The 25,263-nt window shown below is 71.0% G+C and carries 28 protein-coding genes; 18 read left to right on the forward strand and 10 right to left on the reverse strand.

Annotation, left to right across the window (positions count from 1 at the left end; translation table 11 throughout):
- Positions 1–43: 43 nt before the first annotated feature.
- The 6 genes from mnmE to hemE form a co-directional block, all read right to left on the reverse strand.
- A complete protein-coding gene (mnmE, locus tag ACFE64_RS03935; RefSeq protein ID WP_375391149.1) occupies positions 44–1,318 on the reverse strand; it encodes a tRNA uridine-5-carboxymethylaminomethyl(34) synthesis GTPase MnmE in 1,275 nt (424 codons plus the stop codon).
- 3 nt (positions 1,319–1,321) lie between these two features.
- Positions 1,322–1,558, reverse strand: coding sequence for a DUF6489 family protein (locus ACFE64_RS03940; protein WP_375391150.1), 237 nt, complete (start codon positions 1,556–1,558; stop codon positions 1,322–1,324).
- Between the two features lie 61 nt (positions 1,559–1,619).
- Positions 1,620–2,261, reverse strand: coding sequence for a YjbE family putative metal transport protein (locus ACFE64_RS03945; protein WP_375391151.1), 642 nt, complete (start codon positions 2,259–2,261; stop codon positions 1,620–1,622).
- 213 nt (positions 2,262–2,474) lie between these two features.
- Entirely contained in the window at positions 2,475–3,731 is a 1,257-nt protein-coding gene (gene rho / locus ACFE64_RS03950; RefSeq protein WP_375391152.1) for a transcription termination factor Rho, read from the reverse strand.
- A gap of 148 nt (positions 3,732–3,879) precedes the next feature.
- Positions 3,880–4,332: a CopD family protein gene (locus tag ACFE64_RS03955; protein ID WP_375391153.1), complete on the reverse strand. Its 453-nt coding sequence runs from the start codon at positions 4,330–4,332 to the stop codon at positions 3,880–3,882.
- Positions 4,329–5,363, reverse strand: coding sequence for a uroporphyrinogen decarboxylase (hemE, locus tag ACFE64_RS03960; protein ID WP_375391154.1), 1,035 nt, complete (start codon positions 5,361–5,363; stop codon positions 4,329–4,331). The genes ACFE64_RS03955 and hemE overlap by 4 nt, the downstream gene beginning before the upstream one ends.
- A 287-nt stretch (positions 5,364–5,650) precedes the next feature.
- On the opposite strand from hemE, the gene ACFE64_RS03965 reads away from it, so the two are divergent.
- The 10 genes from ACFE64_RS03965 to ACFE64_RS04010 all read left to right on the forward strand — a co-directional run bounded on the left by ACFE64_RS03965 (position 5,651) and on the right by ACFE64_RS04010 (position 11,883).
- Entirely contained in the window at positions 5,651–6,463 is an 813-nt protein-coding gene (locus ACFE64_RS03965) for a pyruvate, water dikinase regulatory protein (RefSeq protein ID WP_375391189.1), read from the forward strand.
- Entirely contained in the window at positions 6,460–7,053 is a 594-nt protein-coding gene (locus tag ACFE64_RS03970; protein WP_375391155.1) for a Maf family protein, read from the forward strand. Before ACFE64_RS03965 ends, ACFE64_RS03970 begins: the two co-directional genes overlap by 4 nt.
- A gap of 34 nt (positions 7,054–7,087) precedes the next feature.
- A complete protein-coding gene (locus tag ACFE64_RS03975; protein WP_375391156.1) occupies positions 7,088–7,900 on the forward strand; it encodes a shikimate dehydrogenase family protein in 813 nt (270 codons plus the stop codon).
- On the forward strand, positions 7,897–8,490 hold the full coding sequence (gene coaE / locus ACFE64_RS03980; RefSeq protein ID WP_375391157.1) for a dephospho-CoA kinase: 594 nt from the start codon (positions 7,897–7,899) through the stop codon (positions 8,488–8,490). The genes ACFE64_RS03975 and coaE overlap by 4 nt, the downstream gene beginning before the upstream one ends.
- A gap of 7 nt (positions 8,491–8,497) precedes the next feature.
- The gene (dnaQ, locus tag ACFE64_RS03985) at positions 8,498–9,181 is read left to right on the forward strand and encodes a DNA polymerase III subunit epsilon (RefSeq protein WP_375391158.1); all 684 of its coding nucleotides are present in this window, start codon (positions 8,498–8,500) and stop codon (positions 9,179–9,181) included.
- Between the two features lie 46 nt (positions 9,182–9,227).
- On the forward strand, positions 9,228–9,815 hold the full coding sequence (gene hpf / locus ACFE64_RS03990) for a ribosome hibernation-promoting factor, HPF/YfiA family (protein WP_375391159.1): 588 nt from the start codon (positions 9,228–9,230) through the stop codon (positions 9,813–9,815).
- 41 nt (positions 9,816–9,856) lie between these two features.
- The gene (locus ACFE64_RS03995) at positions 9,857–10,324 is read left to right on the forward strand and encodes a PTS sugar transporter subunit IIA (RefSeq protein ID WP_375391160.1); all 468 of its coding nucleotides are present in this window, start codon (positions 9,857–9,859) and stop codon (positions 10,322–10,324) included.
- Complete coding sequence (locus tag ACFE64_RS04000; protein ID WP_375391161.1) at positions 10,321–10,767, forward strand: PaaI family thioesterase; 447 nt, start codon at positions 10,321–10,323, stop codon at positions 10,765–10,767. Before ACFE64_RS03995 ends, ACFE64_RS04000 begins: the two co-directional genes overlap by 4 nt.
- Positions 10,768–10,777: 10 nt before the next feature.
- Positions 10,778–11,104 carry a DUF1491 family protein gene (locus ACFE64_RS04005; RefSeq protein WP_375391162.1) on the forward strand — a complete coding sequence of 109 codons (327 nt, stop codon included), beginning with the start codon at positions 10,778–10,780 and terminating at the stop codon, positions 11,102–11,104.
- Positions 11,105–11,259: 155 nt separating this feature from the next.
- Positions 11,260–11,883, forward strand: a complete 624-nt coding sequence (locus tag ACFE64_RS04010) for a cell wall hydrolase (protein ID WP_375391163.1) — start codon at positions 11,260–11,262, stop codon at positions 11,881–11,883.
- Positions 11,884–11,922: 39 nt separating this feature from the next.
- On the opposite strand, the gene ACFE64_RS04015 is transcribed toward ACFE64_RS04010, so the two are convergent.
- On the reverse strand, positions 11,923–13,407 hold the full coding sequence (locus ACFE64_RS04015) for a M23 family metallopeptidase (RefSeq protein WP_375391164.1): 1,485 nt from the start codon (positions 13,405–13,407) through the stop codon (positions 11,923–11,925).
- Positions 13,408–13,572: 165 nt separating this feature from the next.
- Here ACFE64_RS04015 and ACFE64_RS04020 point away from each other — a divergent pair, with 165 nt between their 5' ends.
- The 6 genes from ACFE64_RS04020 (at position 13,573) to ACFE64_RS04045 (ending at position 19,262) form a co-directional block, all read left to right on the forward strand.
- Positions 13,573–16,206, forward strand: coding sequence for a helicase-related protein (locus ACFE64_RS04020; protein ID WP_375391165.1), 2,634 nt, complete (start codon positions 13,573–13,575; stop codon positions 16,204–16,206).
- 25 nt (positions 16,207–16,231) lie between these two features.
- On the forward strand, positions 16,232–16,513 hold the full coding sequence (locus ACFE64_RS04025; protein ID WP_375391166.1) for an RNA-binding S4 domain-containing protein: 282 nt from the start codon (positions 16,232–16,234) through the stop codon (positions 16,511–16,513).
- Positions 16,514–16,568: 55 nt separating this feature from the next.
- A complete protein-coding gene (gene fdxA, locus ACFE64_RS04030; RefSeq protein WP_375391167.1) occupies positions 16,569–16,910 on the forward strand; it encodes a ferredoxin FdxA in 342 nt (113 codons plus the stop codon).
- 170 nt (positions 16,911–17,080) lie between these two features.
- The gene (locus ACFE64_RS04035; RefSeq protein ID WP_375391168.1) at positions 17,081–17,614 is read left to right on the forward strand and encodes a CarD family transcriptional regulator; all 534 of its coding nucleotides are present in this window, start codon (positions 17,081–17,083) and stop codon (positions 17,612–17,614) included.
- 162 nt (positions 17,615–17,776) lie between these two features.
- The gene (locus ACFE64_RS04040) at positions 17,777–18,511 is read left to right on the forward strand and encodes a head GIN domain-containing protein (RefSeq protein WP_375391169.1); all 735 of its coding nucleotides are present in this window, start codon (positions 17,777–17,779) and stop codon (positions 18,509–18,511) included.
- 43 nt (positions 18,512–18,554) lie between these two features.
- Positions 18,555–19,262: a GIN domain-containing protein gene (locus tag ACFE64_RS04045; protein WP_375391170.1), complete on the forward strand. Its 708-nt coding sequence runs from the start codon at positions 18,555–18,557 to the stop codon at positions 19,260–19,262.
- A gap of 60 nt (positions 19,263–19,322) precedes the next feature.
- Here the strand turns inward: ACFE64_RS04045 and ACFE64_RS04050 are convergent, their stop codons facing one another.
- Both ACFE64_RS04050 and mgtE read right to left on the reverse strand, forming a co-directional pair.
- The gene (locus ACFE64_RS04050) at positions 19,323–19,724 is read right to left on the reverse strand and encodes a DUF1489 family protein (RefSeq protein WP_375391171.1); all 402 of its coding nucleotides are present in this window, start codon (positions 19,722–19,724) and stop codon (positions 19,323–19,325) included.
- Positions 19,725–19,739: 15 nt separating this feature from the next.
- Positions 19,740–21,143 carry a magnesium transporter gene (mgtE, locus tag ACFE64_RS04055; protein WP_375391172.1) on the reverse strand — a complete coding sequence of 468 codons (1,404 nt, stop codon included), beginning with the start codon at positions 21,141–21,143 and terminating at the stop codon, positions 19,740–19,742.
- 110 nt (positions 21,144–21,253) lie between these two features.
- Here mgtE and ACFE64_RS04060 point away from each other — a divergent pair, with 110 nt between their 5' ends.
- The gene (locus tag ACFE64_RS04060) at positions 21,254–21,706 is read left to right on the forward strand and encodes a peptidylprolyl isomerase (protein ID WP_375391173.1); all 453 of its coding nucleotides are present in this window, start codon (positions 21,254–21,256) and stop codon (positions 21,704–21,706) included.
- Between the two features lie 46 nt (positions 21,707–21,752).
- Here ACFE64_RS04060 and ACFE64_RS04065 read toward each other — a convergent pair whose 3' ends face one another.
- Positions 21,753–22,640, reverse strand: coding sequence for a LysR substrate-binding domain-containing protein (locus tag ACFE64_RS04065; RefSeq protein ID WP_375391174.1), 888 nt, complete (start codon positions 22,638–22,640; stop codon positions 21,753–21,755).
- Between the two features lie 230 nt (positions 22,641–22,870).
- Between ACFE64_RS04065 and ACFE64_RS04070 the strand changes: the two genes are divergently transcribed.
- On the forward strand, positions 22,871–25,165 hold the full coding sequence (locus ACFE64_RS04070) for a CDC48 family AAA ATPase (protein ID WP_375391175.1): 2,295 nt from the start codon (positions 22,871–22,873) through the stop codon (positions 25,163–25,165).
- Positions 25,166–25,263: the final 98 nt, after the last annotated feature.

A 25,263-nucleotide genomic window follows, 5' to 3' on the forward strand; every position in this document is an offset into this window, starting at 1 on the left:
CGCGCGCGCGTACCGCCCGTCAAAATCGTTCCACGTGGAACATCTATTTGCCGAGACAAAAACGGCTGAAAAGCGCTTCGAGCATCGCTTCCGTCGCGTTCGTCCCCAGCACTGTCCCGAGCGCGCCCGCCGCTATTCTCAACTGCTCCGCCGCCAGCAGGGGGTCGGCCGGGAGGGAGAGCAGCGCGCCGGCGTTCGCGCAGGCTTCACGCTGTTCGCGCCGCAGCGGCAGCGCGTCCGCCGTCGGCAACAACTCTTCTACCCGCTGCGCTACCGCATCCCACAAGGCCGCGATGCTATATGCCCGGTCCTGCCGGATCGCGAGCGTCGGCCCGGCCGGCATCACCTCCCGTCCCGGCAGGTCGGCGCGAGCGTGGACCCACAGCGCATCGTCCCGCGGCGGCGGCTCATCGCCCAGCCAGATCAACAGGTCGGCGGCTTCCATCGCCGCTTCCGCCAGACCGACACCGATCCGCTCCACCGGATCGACCGCATCGGTCAGCCCGGCCGTATCGGTCAGCAGATAGGCGACCCCGGATCGCTGGATCGGCGCCTCGACGCGATCGCGCGTCGTTCCCGCAACAGGTGAGACGATCGCCGCGTCCCGCTCGGTCAGCAGATTGAGCAACGTGGACTTGCCGCTGTTCGGCGGCCCACCGATCACCACGCGCACACCGTCCCGGACGCGCTCGACCGGGGGCCGCGACAGCACGGCCTCGATTTCCTGTCGCAGCAGGTCGGCGTCGGCGCGGACGCCGGCGAGCAATGCCGCCTCGGACCCGAGGTCATCCTCCTCCGCAAAATCGAGGCTTGCCTCCACGCGCGCCGCGATATCGGCCAGGCGGTCGAGCCAGCCGCGAACGGCCCGGCTGACCGCGCCTTCACTCGCCGCCAGCGCGACGCGGCGCTGCGCCTCGGTCTCCGCCTCCAACAGGTCGGCCAGTCCCTCCGCCTCGGCGAGATCGATGCGCCCGTTCGTCAACGCGCGCCGCGTGAACTCGCCGGGCTGCGCCGCGCGCACCTCGTCCTGCTCCAGCAGCGCTGCCTCGACCGCGGCGATCACCGCGCGGCCGCCGTGGCAGTGCAGCTCGACCAGGTCATCGCCCGTCGCGCTGTCCGGCCCCGGAAAGGTCAGCACCAGCGCCCGATCCAGCAACGCGCCGGTCCGGTCACGCAGCGCGCGCAGCCCGGCGCGGCGCGGCGGCGGCAGCGGTCCGGCGAGCCGGGCGGCCGCGGCCAACGCCGCCGGCCCGCTGATCCGCACCACGCCGATCGCCGCGGGCGGGCGTCCGCTCGACAGCGCGACGATCGTGTCCAAGGATCAGCCGGTGCTCTTCGCCCCGCCGTCGAGCAGCCGCCGCCACAGCGCCAGCCCCGCCTCGTTCATCGGCGACCAGCTCTTGAACAGCGTGTCGATGATCTCGGGCTGGATCGCCTTGCCCTGCATGGTGTCCATCAGCATCGCGACATACCGCTCGTGGATCGGCGTCAGATCGGGCAGCCCCACGGCGCGGCGAGCCTCTTCGGGCGTCATATCGATCGTCACCGTCACGTTCATGGCCTGCCCTCGCTTTGCCGCATCTATGCCTGCCCGATGCCGCCTGATGCAATCCTCGCGACTAGCTGCGCCAGAATCGCTCGATACCGCTCTCCGGATCGACCACCCCTTCGTAGAGCATCGATCCGGCGACGTAGAGGATCACCACCAACCCCACATAGGCGATCCATTGGTGGCGCTGGATCAACGCCGCGATCAGATTGGCGGCGACCGCCATCACCGTCACCGAGAAGCCCAGGCCGAAGAACAGCACGGTCGGATGCTCGCGGGCCGCGCCGGCCACCGCGAGGACGTTGTCGAGGCTCATCGACAGATCGGCGACCGCCACCTGGGCCGCCACGCGCACGACACTCTGCGCCGGGCGCGAATCCGCAGCCTGCATGTCGGCGGCGGCGATCCCGCCGCGCCGCAGTTCACGGTAGAGCCGCCACGCCACCCACACCAGCAGCAGCCCGCCCGCGAACAACAGTCCCGGCACCTGCAGCAGCCGCGTCGCGAAGAAGGCGAAGGTGACGAGGCAGACGAGCGCCACGCCGACGCCCAGCGCCAGCACGCGGCGCCGCGCGCGCGGCTCCAGCGCGGCGGTCAGCGTCCCCAGCACGACGACATTGTCGCCTGCCAGCATCAGGTCGATCATCAGCACCTGCCCGAGCGCGGCGAGGCCGGCGGTGGTGAAGACGTCGGCTAGGCTGAAATCGGGCATGGCGCGCTGCGTAATGCTTTAGCGAAGCTAAAGCGACCAGCGGCAGCGCGCCCGGCCGGCCTCGCCCAAGCGAGGACCGACGACGCGGCTTCGCCGCGCCGTGGCGCACGAAGGACGGGTTCGCCGCGGCGAAGCCGCGTCGTCGGTCGTAGCTTCGCTACGCCGGCCGGACCGGCGCGAGTCCTGCCGCAACATGCGGCAGGCCGCGCTCGGTCACTGATTCATACTCTCGAAAAACTGCTCGTTGGACTTCGAGTCCTTCATCTTGTCGAGCAGGAACTCCATCGCGTCGGTGGTGCCCATCTGCATCAGGATGCGGCGCAGCACCCACATCTTGGACAGCTTGGCCTTGTCGACCAGCAGCTCGTCCTTGCGCGTGCCGCTCTTGCCCACGTCCAGCGCCGGGAAGATGCGCTTGTCGGCCACCTTGCGGTCGAGCACGATCTCGGAATTGCCGGTGCCCTTGAACTCCTCGAAGATCACCTCGTCCATGCGGCTGCCGGTATCGATCAGCGCGGTGGCGATGATCGACAGCGATCCGCCCTCCTCGATGTTGCGTGCAGCACCGAAGAAGCGCTTGGGCCGTTGCAGCGCGTTGGCGTCGACGCCGCCGGTCAGCACCTTGCCGGACGACGGCACCACCGTGTTGTAGGCGCGCCCCAGCCGGGTGATCGAGTCGAGCAGGATCACGACATCCTTCTTGTGCTCGACCAGCCGCTTGGCCTTTTCGATCACCATCTCGGCGACCTGGACGTGGCGCTGCGCCGGCTCGTCGAAGGTGGAGGAGATCACCTCGCCCTTCACCGAGCGCTGCATGTCGGTGACTTCCTCCGGCCGCTCGTCGATCAGCAGCACGAGCAGGAACACCTCGGGATGGTTTTCCGAGATCGCCCGGGCGATGTTCTGGAGCATCACGGTCTTGCCGACGCGCGGCGGCGCGACGATCAGCGTGCGCTGCCCCTTGCCCTGCGGCGAGACGATGTCGATGACGCGCGCCGACTTGTCCTTCACCGTGGGATCGAAGCTGTCGAGCGTCAGCTTCCGCTCGGGATAGAGTGGCGTCAGATTGTCGAAGTTGACGCGATGGCGCACCGCGTCCGGGTCATCGAAATTGACCGCCGTCAGCCGCGTCAGCGCAAAATAGCGCTCGCCGTCCTTGGGCCCGCGGATCTCGCCCTCGACCGTGTCGCCGGTGCGCAGGCCGTGCTTGCGGACCTGATTGGGCGACACATAGATGTCGTCGGGCCCGGCAAGATAATTGGCCTGCGGACTGCGCAGGAAGCCGAAGCCGTCCTGCAGCACCTCGATCGTGCCTTCGCCCATGATCTGGTCGCCATTGTCGGCCTGGACCTTGAGGATCGCGAACAGCAGGTCCTGCTTGCGCAGGGTCGAGGCGCTCTCGACGCCGAGCTCCTCGGCCATGCTGACCAGCTCGGCGGGGGTCTTCTTCTTCAAATCTTTCAGATGCATCATCTTATTCCGGGAAAAGGCGGCTCGGACGGGCGCAGGTGTGGCGCTGGGACAGGTCACGAAGCTGGAAAAAGCGCAAGGGCCGGCAGGACGCCGACCGCGACTTGACACCGAGGTAAGCCTGAGCCGTCGTCCCGTCAAGCCGGGGTCAGAACGGCTTCACCACCGCCAGCCCGACGATCAGGACGACGGCGACCGCGGGCACCTCGTTCGACAGCCGCAACGCTCGGCCGGAAAGCCGCGCCTCGCCGCGCGCCAGCCGCTTCGAATAGCCGACCGCCCAGCCATGATAGCCGGTCAGGAGCACCACCAGCGCGAGCTTGGTATGGAGCCATCCGAGCCCGCCCACGCCGCCGAACAGCCCGTCATGCGCCGCGAGACCCAGCCCGAGCAGCCACACCGCGATCATCGCCGGCGTGAGAATGATCCGGCGGAGGCGCGCCTCGCGCTCCACCCAGTTCGCCGCCTCGGGCGTGCCGAGCGTCTCCTGGTGGTAGACCAGGTAGCGCGGCAGCATGAACAGCCCTGCCATCCAGAACACCACCACGATGATGTGCGCGGCGAGTACCCAAAGGTAGGCGCCGCCCAGCCAGCCGGTCATCCCCGTCTCCTCACTCGCGCCAACAGCCGCTCGACATGCGCTACCGGCGTATGCTGGCCGATGCCATGCCCCAGGTTGAACACGTGCGGCCGCTCGCGAAAGGCGGCGAGCACCCGATCGACGCCCGCGTCCAGCGCCGCCCCGCCCGCGAGCAGCGCCAGCGGATCGAGATTGCCCTGCACCGGCAGCCCCGGCGGCAGCGCCTGGTCGGCCCAGGCGGGGTCCACCGTCTCGTCCAGCCCGATCGCGTCGACGCCGGTCTCGCGCGCATAGGCCGGCAGCTTCGCGCCCGCGCCCTTGGGAAAGCCGATGACCGGCAGACCGGGACGACGTTCGCGCAACGCCGTGACGATCGCGGCGTTCGGCGCGATCACCCAGCGCTCGAACTGCGCGGGACTCAGGCTGCCCGCCCAGCTGTCGAAGAGCTGGACCGCCTCCACACCGGCGAGCGCCTGCGCCGACAGATAATCCACCGTCCATGCCACGATGGCATCGATCAGCGCCGCAAAGGCCGAGGGGTCGCGATAGGCGAAGCTCCGGGTCGCCTCCTGGTCCTTGGAGCCCTGGCCCGCGACCATGTAGGTCGCCACGGTCCAGGGGGAGCCGGCAAAGCCCAGGAACGTCGTTTCCGGCGGCAAGGAGGCCCGCACGCGCCGGACCGTCTCATACACAGGCTCCAGCCGCTGCCGCTGCGGCTGGAGTGCCGTCAGCGCCGTGTCGATCAGCGCCGGGCTGAGCCGCGGCCCCTCGCCCGGCCCGAACGTCAGGTCCTGGCCCATCGCCCAGGGCACCATCAGGATATCGGAGAACAGGATCGCGCCGTCGAAACCGAACCGCCGGATCGGCTGCAGCGTCACCGTCGTCGCCGCTGCCGGGTCGGTTGCCAGCGCCAGGAAGCCGCCCTTCTCCGCCCGGAGCGCGCGATACTCGGGCAGGTAGCGTCCGGCCTGGCGCATCAGCCACACCGGCGGCACCGCCTGTCGCTCGCCGTTCAGCGTCGCGAGCAGCGGTTTCGTCGATCCTTCTATCAAGGAAGAAGAATCTGAAGAGGATGTGGATGAGGTTGGCACGTGGATCGCGGGGCTTAGCAGCGATCCCGGAATTGCCAACAGCCTGGCGCGAGCGGCGCCACGCCTTTCCGCGGGTTCGCGGCCGTTCCGCCCGTTTTCCACAGCCTGTGCGCGGATCGCGCGCCTGTGGGCGGACGTGTGGATGCCTGCCCCGTTGTCCACGCCGCCGCCTGCGCTTGGCGGCTCGGGCGGGTTGCGCTACCCGCCGTCCCCATGTTGTCCACAGCTTCGTGCCGGTGAGCGCGCCGGTGCGCCTCCACCTCCACCTGCTGTCGGACTCGACCGGCGAGACGCTGGAGAACATCGCCAAGGCGGCGCTCGCCCAATATGACGATGTCGAGACCGTCCGGCATTTCTGGCCGATGGTGCGCACCGAGAGCCATCTCGAGCGCATCCTGGAGGAGATCGCGCACAATCCCGGCCTGGTGATCTTCACGCTCGTCAACGCGACCACCCGCCGCATCCTGGAGGCCCGGTGCCGCGACCTCGGGCTGCCGCTGGTTGCGCCGCTCGATCCGGTGAACGACGCGCTGTCCGCCATGCTCGGCCAGGCCGCCAAGGCGCGCCCCGGCCGCCAGCACGCGCTGGACGCCGCCTATTTCGCCCGCGTCGAGGCGATCCAGTTCACCATCGCGCATGACGACGGGATCGGCCATGACAATTGGGAGGAGGCGGACATCGTGCTGGCGGGCGTGTCGCGCTCGTCCAAGACGCCGACCTCCATCTATCTCGCCAATCGCGGCTACAAGGTCGCCAACATCCCGATTGTCGTCGAGAGCCCGCCGCCGCCGGCGCTGTTCGGGCTGCGCCGGCCGCTCGTTGTCGGTCTCACCACCAGCGCCGATCGGCTGATCGCCGTCCGCCGCAACCGGCTGCTGTCGCTGCACCAGCAGCCGGACACGCCCTATGTCGATGAGGAGGCGGTGACGCGCGAGCTCGCATATGCGCGGCGCATGTTCGCGGACAATGCGTGGCCGGTCATCGACGTGACGCGCCGCTCGATCGAGGAGACCGCGGCGGCGATCATCTCGCTCTGCCAGCAGCGGCAGGGCGGCGGGTGACAGAGCTGATCCTCGCCTCGCAGTCCGCCTCGCGCCAGGCCATGCTGGCCGCGGCGGGCGTGCCGTTCACCGCCGAACCGGCCGGCGTCGACGAGGCTGCCGCCAAGGCGTCGCTCGCTCGCCTGCCCGCGCGCGACCTCGCCGATGCGCTCGCCGAACTCAAGGCGCTCAAGGTGTCGGGCCGCCGCCCGGAGGCGCTGGTGCTGGGCAGCGACTCGGTCGTCGCGCTCGCCGACGGCACGCTGCTCGACAAGCCGGACTCGCGCGAGCAGGCGGCCGAGCATCTCGGGCGGATGAGCGGCGGCGAGCACCGGCTCTGGAGCGCGGCGGTGATCGCGGAGCATGGCCGCCCCGTCTGGCGGCATGTCGAGGCCGTGCGGCTCCACGTCAGGACGCTGTCCTACAGCTTCATCGACCGCTATCTCGACGCCGAATGGCCGGCCGTCGCGGCGTGCGTCGGCGTGTTCCGCATCGAAGGCCGGGGCGTGCAGCTGTTTCACCGGATCGAGGGGAGCCACTTCACCGTGCTCGGCCTGCCGCTGCTGCCGGTGCTCGGCTATCTGCGCGATCGGGGCGCGATGCCGGCGTGATGCGCAATTGGCCTCAACTTAGCCTCAACTTCCGATGAGCCGTCCCTATGCCGAGGTGATCGGCGACCCGATCGTCCAGTCCAAATCGCCGCTGATCCACGGCTTCTGGTTCGAGGCGCTTGGGCTCGACGCCGAATATCGCCGCACGCGCGTCACCAGCGACGGCCTGGCCGCCTTCTTTGCCGAACGGCGGGCCGATCCCGCCTGGCGCGGCTGCAACGTCACCATGCCGCACAAGCTCGCCGCGCTGGACCTGGTCGAGGACCGCGGCGGGCTGCGCGGCGGCATCGGCGCGGTCAATACGGTGGTGCGGGCCGAGGACGGCGCGCTGATCGGCACCAACACCGATGCCGGCGGTTTCTACGCGCCGATCGCCGGGCTGGATCTGGCCGGCGAGGCGGTGACGGTGGTCGGTGCGGGCGGCGCGGCGCGGGCGGTGCTGTTCGCGCTGGCACGGCTTGAGGTCGGCCCGGTGACGCTGCTCAACCGCACCCCGCTGAAAGCCGCGGGACTCCTGGCGCGCTTCGGGCTGAAGGGCCGCGCGCTGCCGCTCGACGCGCCGCTCCCGCCCGCGGCGCTGCTGGTCAACGCCTCGTCGCTCGGCATGACCGGGCAGCCGCCCTTTGCGCCCGTTCTCGACGCCATGCCGGACGATGCGGTGGTCTACGACCTGGTCTACGCGCCGCTGGCGACGCCGCTGCTCGCCGCCGCCGAAGCGCGCGGGCTGGAAACGGTGGACGGGCTGGCGATGCTCGTGGCCCAGGCAGCGCTGGCATTCGAGATTTTCTTCGGGACGGCGCCGCCGCGCGACCGCGACGAGGAGCTGCGGGCGCTGTTGCTGCGATGATCACGCTCGGCCTTACCGGCTCCATCGGCATGGGCAAGTCCACGGTTGCCGCGATGTTCGCCGAGCTGGGCGTGCCCGTGTTCGACGCCGACGCCGCCGTCCACCGCCTGCAGGGGCCCGCCGGCCGCGTCGTCGCCGCGATCGAGCGGGCGTTTCCCAGCACCACCGGCGCCCAGGGCGTCGATCGCACCGCGTTGTCGGAGGCGGTGCTCGCCGATCCCGATGCGATCAGGCGATTGGAGGCGATCGTCCACCCCGCCGTGGGCGAGGAGCGCGCCGCCTTTCTCGCCGAGCACGCGGATGCCGCGCTCGTCGTCTTCGACGTGCCGCTGCTGTTCGAGACCGGTGGGGATCGCGCGGTCGACAAGGTCGCGGTGGTGTCCGCCGCCGCCGCCGTGCAGCGCGCGCGCGTGCTCGGGCGGGCGGGCATGAGCGAGGCCAAGCTCGACGCGATCCTCGCCCGCCAGCTGCCCGATGCCGACAAGCGCGCCCGCGCCGATGTCGTCATTCCCACCGATGTCCCGCTCAGCCAGACGCGCGCCGCCGTCGCGGCGGTGGTGGCTTGCCTCCTCGGCGCCCGGGATTCATAGCGGCGCCGTGCGCGAGATCGTGTTCGACACCGAGACGACGGGGCTGAGTTTCCACAGCGGCGACCGGCTCGTCGAGATCGGCTGCGTCGAGCTCGTCAACCGCGTCGAGACCGGCCGCACCTTTCACGCTTATTATCATCCCGAGCGCGACATGCCGTCCGAGGCCGAGCGCGTTCACGGCCTGTCCGTCACCTTCCTCGCCAAGCACCCGGTGTTCGCGGCCGCCGTCCACGATCTCGTCGAGTTCATCGCCGACGCGCCGCTGGTCGCGCACAATGCCGGGTTCGACTTCGCCTTCCTGAACGGCGAGCTGCAGCGCTGCGGGCGCGATCCCGTCTGCCTGTCGCGCATGATCGACACGCTGGCCCTGGCGCGCACGCGCCATCCCGGCGCCAAGCATTCGCTCGACGCGCTCTGCACGCGCTACGGGATCGACCGCTCGCACCGCGTGCTGCACGGCGCATTGCTCGACGCGCAGCTGCTCGCGCAAGTCTATGTCGAGCTGCGCGGCGGGCGCCAGATCGGCCTCGGCCTTGTCGCGCAGGCCCAGCTGGGCGCCGCTCCGGCCGTCGCGGCCGAGCCACGGCGCATCCGGCCGCCGCGCGTCTTCGCGGCGTCGGAGGGAGAAATGGCGCGCCATCGCGCGTTTCTCCAGACCGTCAGTTCGCCGCTCTGGGAAGCGGCGGGCTGATCGCCCCGCGGGCTCTCTCCCCGCCATCATCGACGAGGTGTGTTACATGGACATTCGCGTTTCAGGACATCAGGTCGCTACCGGCGACGCGCTCGCCACCCATGTCCAGGACCGGATGCAAGGCATCGCCGACAAGTATTTCGCCCGCGCCATCTCCGCGCAGGTCACCTTCGGGAAGGGCCCGCACGATGCGGGCTTCACCTGCGACATCGTCGCGCATGTCATGCAGGGCCTGGTGCTGAAGGGTCGCCACGACGCGCACGACCCGCGCCTCGCGTTCGACGGCACCGCCGACAAGATCGAGAAGCAGCTGCGCCGCTACATGCGCCGGATCAAGGATCGCCACGCCGGCGAGACCGCCGCGGCCGCGGAGGCGACCGGCTACGACAATGCCGGTTACACGCTGTTCCAGGAGCAGACGGGGGAGGACGAGGCCGGCGACGCGCCGCCGATCGTCGCCGAGACCCGCGTCGACGTGCCCGACGCCAGCGTATCGGACGCGGTGATGATGCTCGATCTGCGCAACACCGCCGCGCTCCTGTTCCGCAACTCGGGCACCGGCGCCTACAACATGGTCTATCGCCGCGGCGACGGCACCATCGGCTGGGTCGAGCCGCAGCGGTCGCCGGGCTGACTTCCGCGCGCGCGCCGGCGCCGCTACTAGCGCGGCCGCCCATGGCCGACCTCAGCGATCTCCTGCGCCCCGATGCGGTGCTGTTCCAGCCGGCGCCCGCGTCGAAGAAGACGCTGTTCACGCAGCTCGCCGCCGCGCTCGCGCGCCAGACCGGTGGCGACGCCAAGGCGATCGGCGCGGGGCTGACCGCGCGCGAGAAGCTCGGCTCGACCGGCTTCGGCGGCGGCGTCGCCATTCCGCACGCCAGGCTGGCGGGCGTCGAGCAGGTCACCGGCGTGTTCGCCCGCCTCGCGCGGCCGATCGCGTTCGACGCGGTGGACGGGCTGCCGGTGGACCTGGTGTGGGCGCAGCTCTCGCCCGTCGCGGCGGGCGCGGATCACCTCAAGGCGCTGGCCCGCGTCTCGCGCCGGCTGCGCGACGAGGCGTTCCTCGCCAAGCTGCGCGGCGCCGCCTCGCCCGACGCGCTCTACGCGCTGTTCACCGAAGACCGCGCGCGGGATGCGGCATGAACGACGCCGAGTCCGCCCATTTCCGCGCGCTCGAGTCGCTCTACGCCGCCGCGCCCGTCAATCGGCTGTTCGAGAGCCGGCTGGAGATCCCCGCGCCCGGCGTTGCCCGCATCCGTTTCACGATCGACGAACGCCACTTCCATGCCGCCGGCGCCGCGCACGGCACGGCTTATTTCAAGATGCTCGACGACGCCGCCTTCTATGCCGCCAACAGCCTCGTCACCGATCGTTTCCTGCTCACCACCCAGTTCAACCTGCTGCTGACGCGCCCGCTCGCGGCGGGGCCGGTGGTGGCGGAGGGGCGCTGGATCAGCGGCCGGCGACGCGTGTTCGTCGCCGACGCGCGGCTGGTCGACGCGGCGGGGGAGGAGGCGGCGCGCGGCACCGGCACCTTCATGCGCTCGCGCATTCCGCTCGCCGGCCTGCCCGGCTACCGGCTGTGAGCGTTGTCAGGTGAACGAGCGCCTGCCCACCCAGCTGGTGGTGGCGGCGATGCTGCGCCGGACCAACGACGCGGGCGGCTTCGGCGTGGTGCTGGCGAAGGGCGATCCGCAGGCGGGCGCGGTGCTGGTCGTCGCCCGCGCGCGCGGCGGGCCCGTCCGGCTGCTGGAGCGCGGCATCGGGCCGGATGGCCGACCGGGGCTGATCGACGCGACTCCGGCCGACGATCCGGACAGCTACATCGCCCGCCGGCGGAGTCGCGACCCCGATCTGTGGGTGATTGAACTGGACGGCGCGGACTCGGAACGGCTCGCCGCTGAATCGCTCGACGTCGATTGACTCCCCGTCTGCCGCGGCCGACCGGACGATCATCTCCATCAGCGTTGTGCTGCGACGGGTGCGATCGGTCGTGGTGACGCAGTCGGGGGGACGTCCGGGGGACCGCGTTTGAGCCGGTCCGGCCCGCGGTCCACCTGCACAGTATAGTTTACCGAATGTCGTTCCTTCGTCGCGCCGCCCATCTGGCGGCGATCGCGCTGTCGCTTGTCGGTTTCGTGGGGGCGGGCTCTGCCTATGCCGACGAGATCGAGCGGAACCTGACGCCGACGGCGCTGTCCGCCGTCGTGGGGACGCCAGCCCTGCCCACGATCGCGCAGCCCGTGCCCGCCGTCCTCGTGGACACCGGCGCGACGGTTCAGCCCCGCGCCCGGTTCGCCAGTCTGGCGGATGCGGTCGCCGCCCAGGACGGCGCGGCGGACGACGAGCACCTCCGCTGCCTGGCGGGCGCGGTCTATTTCGAGTCCAAGGGCGAGCCGCTCGCCGGCCAGCTCGCTGTCGCCCAGGTGATCCTCAACCGCACCCGCTCCGGCCGCTATCCCGCCGACGTGTGCGGTGTCGTGAAGCAGCGCGGCCAGTTCTCCTTCGTCCGCGGTGGCGCCATCCCGGCGATCGACGAGGGCCGCGTCGCGTATCGGACGGCGATCGCCGTCGCGAAGGTCGCGCTCACCGACATGTGGAGCGCGCCCGCGCCCAACGCCCTGTTCTTCCATGCCGCGCGCGCCGGCCGCGCCGGCAACGTCCGCGTCGCGGCGATCGGCAACCACATCTTCTATCGCTGAGGCGGCGGAGCTCGGGAGAGCGATCCAGCTCGGCGCCGGTCAGCCCGCCTTGACCGCCAGCAGTTCCTGCACCTTGTGCTTGAATCGCCGCAGCTCGTCGCCGGACAGCCGGGCGATCGAGGTGAAGGAGATGGACTGCGGGTTGATCGCCTGGCCGTTGCGCCAGACCTCCCAATGCAGATGCGGGCCGGTCGAGAGGCCGGTCGAGCCCACATAGCCGATCACCTGGCCCTGACGCACATGCTCGCCGGCGCGCACGGCGAAGCGGCTCATATGGCCATAGCCGCTGGCCAGCCCGCCGCCATGCTGGAGCTTGAGGAAGTTGCCGTAGCCGCCCGCGCGGCCCGCCGCCTGGACGACGCCGTCGAGCACCGCATAGATGGGCGATCCCCAGGGCGCGCCGATGTCGAGCCCCTTGTGCAGCCGCTCGAAGTGCAGGATCGGGTGCATCCGCCAGCCGAAGGTGGAGGTGACGTGCCCCTGGACGGGCATGCCCATGAAGCCGCGGCGCTCGTTCTGGCCGTTCGCGTCCCACCATTCGTCGCCGCCGTCGCCCGCCCAGCGCACCAGCTGGAGGGTGCGGCGGCCCTGGTCGATCGCGGCGAGCTGCAGGTCGCCGAGCCGCGTCTCGCCGGTGGCGGCGCGCTCGCGGGCGATCACCATGTCGAACCGGTCGGCCGCCGTCACGTCGCGGCCGATCGACAGCTTGGTGGCGAGCGCGCGGATATAGGTTTCGACGATCTTGCCCGGCACGCCCGCCGCGCGCGCGGAGCGATAGAGGCTGGAGCCGACCAGGCCCTGGATGCGCAGCGGGGTGTTGTCGATCGCGATGGGATGGCGGGTCAGCACCATTCCCGCGTTCAGGCCGGCCCCTGCGCGCGTCAGCGAGACGGCGAGATCGAAGCGCGCGCGCATGTCAAGCTTCTCCAGCGGGCGCGCGACCATCTTGTTCGGGCGGCGGCCGAGCGTCAGCGCGATGCGCGTGCCCGGCGCGATGTCGCCCAGCGCGACCGCCTCGCGCACCAGATCCGCGGCGCGGTCCGCGTCGGGTTTGCCGACGCCGGCGCGCTCCAGGACATGGCCGAAGCGGTCGCCCTCGCCCAATGTCGCCGCCAGCTCGATCTGCGGGCGCTCGGGGGTGTCGGCGAGCGGCTGGACCAGGTCGTTGGCGGCCATCCGCCGGCCGGTGCCGCCGCCCCAGGCGAGCGGCGCGATCGCCTGTGCGCGCGCCTCGTCCAGCGTCGCGCCGGTCAGGGGCGCCGGTGCCTCGCCGAGCAGCGGGCCGATGTCCGGCCGCAGCGTCCAGGTGCCCGCGCACAGCAGCGCGCAGGTCGCCAGCCCCCGCCACCAGGTCCGCGAGCCGAGATCGCAGCCGAGGTCCGGCGTCCAGTCGAGCCGGGCCGCCCCGTCGCGCAACCGCTCCCAGCGCGTCGGCGCGGGCGGCGCGGCCAGGAGACCGCGACCGAACGGGCGCGCGACCGTTCCCCCGGCCAGCTCCAATCCCGTTTCGTTGCGCAGAAACACTCGACGCCGTCCTCGGCTGGTCCGCCGATCCCCCGGCCCGGCGCGGGGCGTGTGCCCGCAAAGGGTTAAGGTCAATTCAACCGCGCCGCCGCCTGCGCCGAACCGAGCGGGCGACGCGGCACGACGATGGTTGCGTCCGTGCGCTGCAGCCCCGATGTTGCGCGCATGACCCCACGCGTCACCGCGGTGCTCGGGCCCACCAACACGGGCAAGACGCACCTGGCGATCGAGCGCATGTGCGCGCACGCCAGCGGCATCATCGGCTTTCCGCTGCGGCTCCTGGCGCGCGAGGTCTATGACCGGGTCGTCAGGCTGAAGGGGCCCAAGGAGGTCGCGCTCGTCACCGGCGAGGAGAAGATCGTGCCGCCGGGCGCGCGCTGGTTCCTCTGCACCGCCGAATCGATGCCGCTGCGCGAAGCCCGGCCGGGCGGGAGCGCCAACCAGATGCGCGACGCGGCGTTCGTCGCGCTCGACGAGGCGCAGCTGGGCGCGGATGCGGAGCGCGGGCACGTCTTCACCGACCGGCTGCTGTACGCGCGCGGCCGCGAGGAGACGATGATCCTGGGCTCGGAGGCGCTGCGCCCGATGGTGCAGGCGCTCGTGCCGGACGCGGAGATCGTCGGCCGCCCGCGTTTCTCCAGCCTGACCTATGCCGGCGCCAGGAAGATCAGCCGCCTGCCGCGCCGCTCGGCGATCGTCGCGTTCAGCGCCGAGGAGGTGTATGCCGTCGCGGAGATGCTCAGGCGGCTGCGCGGCGGCGCCGCGGTGGTGATGGGGGCGCTGTCCCCACGCACGCGCAACGCGCAGGTGGCGATGTTCCAGGCGGGGGAGGTGGATTATCTCGTCGCCACCGATGCGATCGGCATGGGGCTGAACATGGACGTGAGTCATGTCGCCTTCGCCTCGCTCCACAAGTTCGACGGGCATCGCCAGCGGCGGCTGACCGTCGCCGAGATGGCGCAGATCGCCGGCCGCGCCGGCCGCCACCAGCGCGACGGCACCTTCGGCGCGATCACCGAGGAGGGGCCGGGCGCCTTCCTGCCCGAGGAGGTGCTGGCGATCGAGGAGCACCGCTTTCCGCGCCTCGATACGCTCTACTGGCGCGACGGCGCGCCCGACACGTCGGGGCTGGACGCGCTGATCGCCGCACTGGAGCGCCGGCCGGAGCATCGAGTGCTGCGCGCCGCCCCGCAGGCGGTCGATCTCGCCGTGCTCAAGCGGCTGGCCGAGGATGCGGCGTTGCGCGACCGGGCGCGCACGCCCGCCGCGGTCGCGCGGCTGTGGGCGGCGTGCCAGCTGCCCGATTTCCGCAAGCTGGGGGTCGATCCGCACGCACGCGTCGTCGGACGGCTGTTCGGCTGGCTCGGCGAGGCGAACGGCCATGTGCCGCACCAGTGGTTCGCGGACGAGATCGCGCGGCTCGATCAACTCGGCGGCGATGTCGAGACGCTGGCCGGCCGGCTCGCGGGCATCCGCACCTATGCCTACATCGCCCAGCGCCCTGATTGGCTCGCCGAGCCCGCGCATTGGGCCGAGCGCACGCGCGCGATCGAGGAGCGACTGTCGGACGCGCTGCACGCCGGCCTCACCCAGCGGTTCGTCGACAAGCGCACCACCGCGCTGATCCGCCAGATCGGCGCCGACGCGTCGGCGCTGCCGGTGGTGATCGGGCCGGAGGGGGAGGTGTTGGTCGAGGATCACCCGATCGGCCGCCTCGACGGCTTCCGCTTCACGGTCGCGGCGGACGCGCGCGCGGCGGACAAGCGCCTGCTGCTGGCAGCAGCGGAGAAGCGGCTGGGCGGGGAGCGTGCCCGCCGCGCCAAGGCGCTGGCCGAGGCGGAGGATGAGGCGCTGTCGCTGGTCACGCGCTTCCCCGGCGAAGGCCGGGGGCCCGGCGCGAACATTGCGGAAACGGCGGCCAGTCCGCCGTCACCCAAACTCGCGCAGCTGGGCCCCGGCTTTCGCCGGGGAGGTGTGGAAAGAGAAGGTGCCGATCTTGTCTGGCAGGGCCACCCCGTCGCCCAGCTTATCGCCGGCCCGTCCCTCGCCCGGCCGCTCGTGAAGCTCGATCCCGCGCTCGGCACGCTGGACAAGGCGGCGCGGGTCGCGGTGCAGGCGCGGCTGGAGCGCTGGCTGGCTGCCCGCCTCGTCGCGCAGGTGCCCGCGCTCGCCCGTCTCGCCGACCTCGCCCGCGATCGTGACGCTACCTCCGCGCTGCGCGCCATCGCCGGCGGGGTAGAGGCGGCTGGCGGCATGACGCCGCGGCAGCCGCTGCGCGAGGCGCTCGACGCGCTCGCTCCGCCCGAGCGCAAGCGGCTGCGCGCGGCTGGCGTGACGATCGGCGCGCTCGATCTGTTCGCGGCCGCGCTGCTCCGTCCCGCCGCGGGCGAATGGCGGCGGCTGCTGCTCGCGTTGCGCGGCGCGGCGCCCCCCGCGCCCCCGCCCGCCGCGACCGTGCTGCCGCGCGGGAGCCCCGGCGCGGTGCTGGCGGCCGGCTTCCGCCCGCTCGGCGCGCAGGCGGTGCGGCTCGATCTCGTCGAGCGGCTTGCCCGCGCCGCGCACGATGCCCGTGCCGGCCGTCGGCCGTTCGTCCCCGACGCCGCGCTGGCGACCTCGATGGGCCTCCAGCCCGGTACGGTCGCCCGGCTGATGGCGGAGCTCGGCTTCCGTCCGGCGGACCCTCCGGAAGGGCAGGACAGCGCCTGGACGTGGCGCGGCCGCCCGCCCGCCCGCCCCGCCGCGCCGCCGCCGGCCGACAACGCCTTTGCCGCGCTGGCGCGCTGGGCGGGCCATGGCTGACGAGGTGGGTGATCGTCGGCCCGCCATGCGCCTGGACCGCTTCCTGTGGTGGGCGCGGCTGGTCAAGACGCGCAGCGCGGCCCAGGCGATCGCCGCCACCGGCATGCTCCGGATCGACGGCCGTCGCGTCGATCGCGCGCATGTCGCCGTCCGCCCCGGCAACATCCTCGTCTTTTACGCCAACAACCGCGTGCGCAATGTGAGGGTCGCATCGCTCCCCACCCGCCGCGGCCCGTCCCCCGAGGCCCAGGCCTGCTACCAGGAGCTCGGCGCTGATAACGTCTCGCAACAAGGCGCTGGCGATTGACGGCCCGCCGGAACGCGGCCTAGCAGCGCCGCGTTGACGCAGCGAGGGAGCCGCCATGACTTACGTCGTCACCGACGCCTGTATCCGCTGCAAATACATGGACTGTGTCGAAGTCTGTCCCGTGGACTGTTTCTACGAGGGTGAGACGATGCTCGTCATCAACCCTTCCGAATGCATCGACTGCGGCGTGTGCGAACCGGAATGCCCGGCGGAGGCGATCCTGCCCGACACCGAGAGCGGGCTGGAGCAATGGCTGGAGCTAAACTCCACCTTCTCCTCGCAATGGCCCAACGTCACGCGCAAGGCCGACCAGACACCGGCGGACGCCGACGAGCACAAGGGCGAAACCGGCAAGTACGACAAGTATTTCTCGCCCGAAGGCGGGACCGGGGATTGACGGCGGCCGGTCAGCCGCACTGACCCATGGCTGGTAATTTTCTTTCAAGCATGTTACACGGATCGGGAAGGGCGATCCCGCCCGTTCGTGTCCACATTGCACCCTGAAGCGGCCGCGGCTTGACGCCGGAGGTGGCCGTGATCCGGGCGCGCTGAGAGGAAAGGTCGCCCATGGCCGCCAAGGCGCTCATCTTCGACGTCGGCGATTACGTCGTCTATCCCAAGCACGGCGTCGGCCGCGTGATCGAGCTGCAGAAGCAGGAGATCGCCGGCGCCTCGCTGGAGCTGTACGTCCTGCGCTTCGAGAAGGAGCGGATGACGCTGCGCGTTCCCACCAACAAGGCCGAGTCGGTCGGGATGCGCAAGCTGTCGAGCGACAAGACGATGCGCGAGGCGATGGACACGCTCAAGGGCAAGCCCAAGGTCAAGCGCACCATGTGGTCGCGCCGGGCGCAGGAATATGAGGCGAAGATCAACTCGGGCGACCTGGTGTCCATCGCCGAGGTGACGCGCGACCTGTTCCGCGCGGAGGATCAGCCCGAGCAGAGCTATTCGGAGCGGCAGATCTTCGAGGCCGCGTGCAGCCGCCTTGCGCGTGAGCTCGCCGCCATGGAGGAGCTCGACGAGCCCAAGGCGCAGGAGAAGATCCTGGAGATCCTCCGCGCCGCGGCGGCGATCTACAACAAGGACAAGGTGCCGGCGTAGCGCGCCTACGGGCCGCGACGCTGCCGCATGACGCGCACCCGGCGGGTGCGAAGCAGCGGGTTCTACGGCTACCGGTCAAAGGGCGGTCCCGCCGGGCCGCCCTTTCTGTTTGCACCGCCAGCCCGGTGTGTTATGCACACAGCACAGCTTAGGAGACGCGCAGTGGCTCAATTCCTTCTTGCCGCCCTCATGATGCCGCTGGCGGCGTGCAGCGTCCATGTCGGGGGCGACGACGACGGTCAGCCGGGCGTCGCCGCGCAGGGCACGGGCGACACCCGCACCTATGCGGTTGTGGACTTCACCGAAGTGGACCTGCGTGGCGCGGACAATGTCGACGTCCGCGTCGGCCCGGGCTTCTCGGTGCGGGCCGACGGCGACTCCGAGGTGCTCGATCACCTCAAGATCGAGAAGGTCGGCAACGCGTTGCGCATCGGGCGCCAGCGCAGCTCGGGCTGGAACTGGGGCGGAAGGCATGCTCGCATCTCCGTCACGCTGCCGCGACTGACCGCGACCGCGATCGCCGGCTCGGGCGACATCACCGTGGATCAGGTGCAGGGCCGGAGCTTCAAGGGCGAGGGGGCCGGCTCGGGCAACCTCAACGTCGGCAGGCTCACCGTGGACGAGGCGCGCTTCGATCTTGCCGGCTCGGGCAGCCTGAAGCTCGCCGGGACCGCCAGGTCGCTGTCGGTCAACATCGCCGGCTCGGGCGACGTCGATGCGGGCGGGCTGAAGGCGAGCACGGCCGATGTGTCGGTCGCCGGCTCGGGCAGCGTCCGCGCCGACGTGAACGGTCCGGCCAAGGTCTCGATCATGGGATCGGGCGACGTCGATCTCGGGTCGAACGCCAAGTGCCAGACCAGCAAGATGGGGTCGGGCTCGATCCGCTGCGGCGGCTGAGCGTCGCCTTGCCAGCGTCGGGGGGCGATGCGAAGCTCGCCTCATGCATCGCCCGCTGCTTGTCCTGCTCGTCCTGACGGTCTCGGCGCCCGCCCCGGCGGCGGAGCGGCGGCTGTTCCTGTGGTCCTTCACGCGGCTGCGCGTCGAAGGCGGCGTGCGGGTGACGGTCGGGGGCGGCGGCTCGCCCGGTGGCACCGTGGCGGAGGACAGCGATGCGCCCGATGCGGTGGAGGTGCGGCAGAACGGTGACACGGTCACGGTGCGCCGCCCGCTTGCCCGCAACACCGGTGCGCCCGCCAATGCCGGCCAGCCGGTCGCCGTCACCCTGTCGACGCCCGCGCTGACAGCGGTCAGCGTCGTCGGCGCGGGCGCGGTGACGGTCGCGGGGATGAAGGGCGATCGGATCGATCTGTTGGTTGCCGGCACCGGCGAGATCGCGGTCGCCGGCGCGGAGGCGACGGAGCTCGTCGCGACCTCGATCGGCGCCGGCCGGATCACCGTCGCCGGGCGCGCCGCGCGGGTGCGGCTGGTCGGCAATGGCGCGGGCAGCATCAAGGCCGACGGGCTCGACGCGGCCGAGCTGTCGGTGCGGCTCGACGGCCCGGGCGAGGCGACCGGGCGCGCGCGCTATACGGCCACCATCACCAATGTCGGCCTCGGCCGCGTCACGATCGCGGGCAGCCCCAGATGCACGGTGCAGTCGGTCGCCGGCGGGCCGGTGAGCTGCGGGACGGCAGCCCCGGCCAGATAGGCGCGCCGCGGCAAAGCCGCGCCGTCGGTCGGGCGGAATGCACGCCGGCCGCGGTGCATGCTAAATCAGCGCCAGCGCCGCCAGCCGACCCATCAGCGCCGGCGGCATCGCCGTCACGCCGGTGCGGTCGCCGCGCACGTCCGCGGGCGCGTCCGCCGCCTCCAGATAGCGCCACCCCTGGTGCGCCCGCCGCGGCCGCGCTTCCACCAGCACCAGCGCGGGGTGAAGATGAATGGCGACACGCCCGCCCTCGGCCTCGCCGAAGCGCTCGATCGCCGAGCGGCCGACCAGATGGTGCTTGATGATCCAGTAGAGCGAGCCGCGGCCCGCCACTTCCTCATGCCGCTTGGGCAGGTAGCGGGTGGTCAGGAACAGCGGCCCCTCCTCCGCCCGCGCGCGCAGGCGCTCGGCGAGATGATCGACGCTGGTGGCGCCGAACGCGACCTTGGTGAGGTGGAGCATCCACCCCGATCTGGGTCAGCGGCCCAGCCCCCACAAGGTCGCCAGCCCCAGGAACGAGAAGAAGCCCATGACGTCCGTCATGGTCGTGACGAACACCGCCGACGATATGGCCGGATCGATCCGCGCCTTGTCGAGCGCGACGGGCACCAGCACGCCGACCAGGCCCGCCACCAGGCTGTTGATGATCATCGCGAGCGCGAACACCCCGGACAGCTCGACGTTGCGGAAGATCGCGAAGCTCCCGAGCGCGCCCACCAGCCCCAAGGCGGTGCCGTTGCACACCGCGATCCGGAACTCGCGCAGGAGCATCCATACGGTATTGGAGCTGGTCAGCTGATTGGTGGCCAGCGCGCGCACGACGACGGCCAGCGTCTGCGTGCCGGCATTGCCACCGAGTGCCGACACGATCGGCATCAGCACGGCCAGCAGCGCGAAGCGGGCGATCTCGCCCTGGAACAGGCCCACCACCGACGCCGACATGATGGTGGCGCCGAGGTTCACGACCAGCCAGGCCACGCGCGACCGGACGGTGAGCGCGATCGGTTCGTTGATGTCGCCTTCGCCTGCACCCGACAGGCGCAGCACGTCCTCGCCGGCTTCCTGCTGGATGATGTGGACCATGTCGTCGACGGTGATCATGCCGACCAGCCGGCCGCTCCGATCGACCACCGCGGCCGAGATCAGTGCGTATTTCTGGAAGCGGAGCGCGACCTCTTCCTGATCCATGTCGACCGGGATCAGCGTCTGATCGCGCTTCATCACGTCGGCGACGGCGACGTCGCGCGGGGTGCGCAGGATCCAGGAGAGCGCGCAAGTGCCGACCGGCATGTGCCGCCCGTCGACGACGAACACCTCCCAGAAGTCGGCGGTCAACTCGTCATGCCCCCGCAGATAATCGATCGTGTCGCCTACGGTCCAATGCTCGGGCACGGCGATCAGCTCGCGCTGCATCAGCCGGCCGGCGGATTCCTCGGGGTAGCTGAGCGCCTTCTCGATCGCGGCTCGGTCGTCGGGATCGAGCGCGCGCAGCACCTCGCGCTGGTCCTCCGGCTCCATGTCCTCGATGATCGCGACCGCATCGTCGGTATCGAGCTCCGACGCGATGTCGGCGACCTGGGTGGCGGAGAGCTCGTCGATCAGGTCCTCGCGGACATAATCGTTCATCTCCGCGAACACGTCGGCGTCGAGCAGGTCGGACAGGGCGGCCGCCAACGCATCGCGTTCGTCGGCGGGGGTCAGCTCGAACAGGTCGGCGATGTCGGCAGGGTGGAGCGGCGCGACCAGCGCGCGCGCGCCCGCGGCGTCGCCGGCCTCGACCGCATCGAGCACCGCGCGGACGAAGCCGGGCTTCAGCCGATCGTCCTCGTCCAGCTCGTCGCCGGCCAGCGTAGTGTCGTCGGGAAGCTCGGTCTCGCTCATCACGGCCTCCCTCGTTGCGCGCCCGCGGGCCCTACTCCGCCCCGCCGGCGTTTGCCAGCCGGGCGCGGCATGACTAGGGCCGCGCGACCCCCCTTCAGGAGCGCACCCGCATGGCCGACTTTTCCACTCTCACCATGACGCTGGATGGCGGCGATGTGACGATCCGGCTGCGACCCGATCTGGCGCCCCAGCATGTCCAGCGTATCGCCGAGTTGGCGAATGACGGCTTCTACGACGGCGTGGTGTTCCACCGCGTCATCGCCGGTTTCATGGCCCAGGGCGGCGATCCGACCGGCACCGGCTCGGGCGGGTCGGACAAGCCCGATCTGCCCGCGGAGTTCTCGGCCGAGCCGCATGTGCGCGGCGTCTGCTCGATGGCGCGGACGTCCAACCCCAATTCGGCCAACGCGCAGTTCTTCATCTGCTTCGACGACGCGCGTTTCCTTGACAAGCAGTACACGGTGTGGGGCGAGGTGACGTCGGGCATGGAGCTGGTGGACGCACTGCCCAAGGGTGAGCCGCCACGTCAGCCGGGCAAGATCGTGACGATGCGCGCGAGCTGAAGCCGCACCGCACCGGGCCAGCGGCGCTGGCCCGGCGGCGGCCGGGTCAGTTCTCCGTCCCCAGCGTCTCGACCAGCCATTCGCGGAACAGCCGCACCGGCTTCTGCTGCAACGCGCGTGGCCGGCAGACGAACCAATAGCTGTAGGGACTCTCCACCTCGATATCGAAGAGCCGCGCCAGCCGCGGATCGGCGGCGTCGACGAAGTGGCTTTCGTGCATGAAGGCGACGCCCAGTCCCTGTGCCGCCGCCTCCAGCATGAGCGGGCCCGAATCGAAATAGTCGATCGCCAGCGGCTCGACGTCGCGCACCCCCGCCGCGATGCGCCACGCATCGAACGCCTCGGCCATCTCGCGGTGGACCAGCGCGGTGACGCGGCTCAGCTGCTCCGGCCGGGTGAGCGGATTGGGTCCCTCCGCCAGCGCCGTGGCGCCGATCACGTAGACGCTGTTGCGATCCAGCCGCTCGGCATGGAGCGTCGGATCGACGTCGCGCGCCAGCGTGATCGCCACGTCCAGGCTGTCGCCCAGCCGCGCGACGCCATGGCCGGCGGTGTCGATGTCCAGGTGCAGCTCGGGATGTTTGCGCCGCAGGTCGCCCAGGTAAGGGAACAGCCGCTGCGAGGCGTAGAGGGGCAGCACGCCCAGCCGCAGGCGCAGCAGCTCGGCGCCGCTGGTCATCGCCTCCACCGCGTCCGACAGCTGGTCCATCACCGGCGCGAGCAGCCCGAGCAGCCGCTCGCCGTCGCCGTTCAGCGCCATCGCCTGGTGGCGGCGTTCGAACAGCGGCTTGCCGATGAACCGCTCCAGCGCCTGGACGCGGCGGCTGAGCGCCGGCGCGCTCAGCGACAGTTCGTCGGCCGCGGCCTTCACCGAACCCAACCGGGCGACCTGTACGAACGCCTCGATCGCCCCCAGGGGCGGCAGTCTGCGCATGATCCTCCTCCTCCCATGTCACGGTGTCAGCCGGATGCAGCTTTTGCAATCGTGGGGACTCATTTCGCATTTGCAACAGATCATGCCGCAGTGCACACAAGCCCTGCCTTTCAGGCATCCTCTCCTAAAAACTTTCATGGGGTCGGCTCCTTCGGGCGCCGGCCCTTTTTTTGCGCGCCAGGAACCGCCGCCGTCGCTCCCGCGCTTGGGACCTCTTGTCAGGAGGGCCCATGGCCGACGCCGAAAACCCGCAGACGCGCCGCATCCAGGTGGCGAACAGCCGCCCGGAGGATTCGGGGCGCGGGCTCGCGCACGTGCCCCGCGCCGTGCTGGCCGCGCTGGCGCTGACCGAAGGCGACGTGATCGCCATCGACGGCAAGCAGACCACCCCGGCGCGCGCGGTGCTGCCTTATCCCGAGGACGAAGCGCTGGACCTGCTGCGCATCGACGGCCTCCAGCGCGCCAATGCGGGTGTCGGTTCGGGCGATTTCGTCGAGATCAGGAAAGCCGAATCGAAGCCCGCGACCCGCGTCGTATTCGCGCCGGCCCAGCAGAACCTGCGGCTGCAGGGCTCCACCAACGCGCTGCGCCGCACCTTCTATGACCGCCCGCTCTGCCAGGGCAATATCGTCGCGACCGCCGGGCACCAGCGCGTCGCCAACATGCCGCCGGGCGTGCAGCAGTTCATGAACGCGCCGGCCTATGCGTTGCAGGAGATCAGGCTGCTGGTCGTGGCGGCGGCGCCCAAGGGCATCGTCCATATCGACGAGAATACCGAGATCGAGCTGCGCCCCGAATATGAGGAGCCCGAGGCCGCGCGTCGCGCCGACGTGACCTATGACGATATCGGCGGAATGGCGGCGACGATCGACCAGCTGCGCGAGATGGTGGAGCTGCCGCTGCGCTATCCCGAGCTGTTCCAGCGGCTGGGCGTCGACCCGCCCAAGGGACTGCTGCTCTACGGCCCGCCCGGCACCGGCAAGACGCGGCTGGCGCGCGCGGTGGCGAACGAATCGGACGCGCAGTTTTTTCTGATCAACGGCCCCGAGATCATGGGCTCGGCTTATGGCGAATCGGAAGGGCGGCTGCGCCAGGTATTCGAGGAAGCGGCGAAGAACGCTCCCTCGATCGTCTTCATCGACGAGATCGATTCGATCGCGCCCAAGCGTGGCCAGGTGACGGGCGAGGCGGAGAAGCGGCTGGTCGCGCAGCTGCTGACGCTCATGGACGGGCTGGAATCGCGCGCCAATCTGGTGGTGATCGCCGCCACCAACCGGCCCGAGGCGATCGACGAGGCGCTGCGCCGGCCGGGCCGGTTCGACCGCGAGATCGTCGTCGGCGTGCCCGACGAGCGCGGACGGCGCGAGATCCTGGGCATCCACACCCGCGGCATGCCGCTGGGCGACAAGGTGGACCTGAACGAGCTGGCGCACACCACCTACGGTTTCGTCGGTGCCGACCTGGCGGCGCTGGCGCGCGAGGCGGCGATCGAGGCAGTCCGGCGCATCATGCCGCGGCTCAACCTGGAGGAGCGCACTGTCCCGGCCGAGGTGCTCGACACGCTGTCGGTCACGCGCGAGGACTTTCTGGAAGCGCTCAAGCGCGTCCAGCCCTCCGCCATGCGCGAGGTGATGGTGGAAGCGCCGCGGGTGCGCTGGGAGGATGTCGGTGGGCTCGACGACGCCCAGGCCCGGCTGAAGGAGGGCGTCGAGCTGCCGCTCAAGGACCCCGACGCCTTCCGCCGGCTGGGCATCCGCCCGGCCAAGGGCTTCCTGCTCTACGGCCCGCCCGGCACCGGCAAGACGCTGCTCGCCAAGGCGGTCGCGCGCGAGGCGGAGGCGAACTTCATCGCCACCAAATCGAGCGACCTGCTCTCCAAATGGTATGGCGAAAGCGAGCAGCAGATCGCCCGGCTGTTCCAGCGCGCGCGCCAGGTGGCGCCGACGGTGATCTTCATCGACGAGCTGGACAGCCTCGTCCCGGCGCGAGGCGGCGGGATGGGCGAGCCGCAGGTGACCGAGCGCGTGGTCAACACCATCCTGGCCGAGATGGACGGGCTGGAGGAGCTGCAGTCGGTGGTGGTGATCGGCGCGACCAACCGCCCCAATCTGGTCGATCCCGCGCTGCTGCGGCCGGGGCGGTTCGACGAGCTGATCTATGTCGGCGTGCCTGACGCGACTGGGCGGCGGCGCATCCTGGGCATCCAGACGGCGAAGATGCCGCTGGCGGGCGACGTCGATCTCGATGCGGTCGCGCGCCGCACGGAGCGGTTCACCGGCGCGGACTTGGCGGACGTGGTGCGCCGCGCCGGGCTGGTCGCGCTCCGCCGCGCTTCGGATGCGCGCACCGTGGACATGGCCGCGTTCGACACCGCGCTGGGGGAGGCGCGCGCGAGCGTTACCGAGGAGACCGAACGCGACTATCAGCTGATGGCTTCCCGCCTGAAGCAGGATGCGCACGCCATCCAGCCGCTGGGCTTCATCAGCCCGGGCCAGCTGACGCCGCGGGGCGGCAGGGCGGATTAGCTCGAAATGACGGCGGGTCGGTCCGCTCCGGCGTTGGGAACACCAGCCGACGTCTTCGGTGGCATCGGGCGCAGCGGTCGGACCCGTTCGGTCGCCGG

The sequence above is a fragment of the uncultured Sphingomonas sp. genome (assembly GCF_964250165.1).
Lineage (GTDB): Bacteria > Pseudomonadota > Alphaproteobacteria > Sphingomonadales > Sphingomonadaceae > Sphingomonas.

Excerpts from the sequence above, each read along its gene's own strand:
- ACFE64_RS04010 (WP_375391163.1), top strand. The coding sequence starts at position 11,260 with ATGTCGTTCCTTCGTCGCGCCGCCCATCTGGCGGCGATCGCGCTGTCG.
- ACFE64_RS04070 (WP_375391175.1), top strand. The coding sequence starts at position 22,871 with ATGGCCGACGCCGAAAACCCGCAGACGCGCCGCATCCAGGTGGCGAAC.
- fdxA (WP_375391167.1), top strand. The coding sequence starts at position 16,569 with ATGACTTACGTCGTCACCGACGCCTGTATCCGCTGCAAATACATGGAC.
- ACFE64_RS04025 (WP_375391166.1), top strand. The coding sequence starts at position 16,232 with ATGCGCCTGGACCGCTTCCTGTGGTGGGCGCGGCTGGTCAAGACGCGC.
- ACFE64_RS03945 (WP_375391151.1), bottom strand. The coding sequence starts at position 2,261 with ATGCCCGATTTCAGCCTAGCCGACGTCTTCACCACCGCCGGCCTCGCC.
- rho (WP_375391152.1), bottom strand. The coding sequence starts at position 3,731 with ATGCATCTGAAAGATTTGAAGAAGAAGACCCCCGCCGAGCTGGTCAGC.
- hpf (WP_375391159.1), top strand. The coding sequence starts at position 9,228 with ATGGACATTCGCGTTTCAGGACATCAGGTCGCTACCGGCGACGCGCTC.
- ACFE64_RS04065 (WP_375391174.1), bottom strand. The coding sequence starts at position 22,640 with ATGCGCAGACTGCCGCCCCTGGGGGCGATCGAGGCGTTCGTACAGGTC.
- ACFE64_RS04020 (WP_375391165.1), top strand. The coding sequence starts at position 13,573 with ATGACCCCACGCGTCACCGCGGTGCTCGGGCCCACCAACACGGGCAAG.
- ACFE64_RS04000 (WP_375391161.1), top strand. The coding sequence starts at position 10,321 with ATGAACGACGCCGAGTCCGCCCATTTCCGCGCGCTCGAGTCGCTCTAC.
- ACFE64_RS03975 (WP_375391156.1), top strand. The coding sequence starts at position 7,088 with ATGAGCCGTCCCTATGCCGAGGTGATCGGCGACCCGATCGTCCAGTCC.
- ACFE64_RS03940 (WP_375391150.1), bottom strand. The coding sequence starts at position 1,558 with ATGAACGTGACGGTGACGATCGATATGACGCCCGAAGAGGCTCGCCGC.
- mgtE (WP_375391172.1), bottom strand. The coding sequence starts at position 21,143 with ATGAGCGAGACCGAGCTTCCCGACGACACTACGCTGGCCGGCGACGAG.
- ACFE64_RS04050 (WP_375391171.1), bottom strand. The coding sequence starts at position 19,724 with ATGCTCCACCTCACCAAGGTCGCGTTCGGCGCCACCAGCGTCGATCAT.
- ACFE64_RS03955 (WP_375391153.1), bottom strand. The coding sequence starts at position 4,332 with ATGACCGGCTGGCTGGGCGGCGCCTACCTTTGGGTACTCGCCGCGCAC.
- coaE (WP_375391157.1), top strand. The coding sequence starts at position 7,897 with ATGATCACGCTCGGCCTTACCGGCTCCATCGGCATGGGCAAGTCCACG.
- ACFE64_RS04060 (WP_375391173.1), top strand. The coding sequence starts at position 21,254 with ATGGCCGACTTTTCCACTCTCACCATGACGCTGGATGGCGGCGATGTG.
- ACFE64_RS04045 (WP_375391170.1), top strand. The coding sequence starts at position 18,555 with ATGCATCGCCCGCTGCTTGTCCTGCTCGTCCTGACGGTCTCGGCGCCC.
- ACFE64_RS03995 (WP_375391160.1), top strand. The coding sequence starts at position 9,857 with ATGGCCGACCTCAGCGATCTCCTGCGCCCCGATGCGGTGCTGTTCCAG.
- ACFE64_RS04035 (WP_375391168.1), top strand. The coding sequence starts at position 17,081 with ATGGCCGCCAAGGCGCTCATCTTCGACGTCGGCGATTACGTCGTCTAT.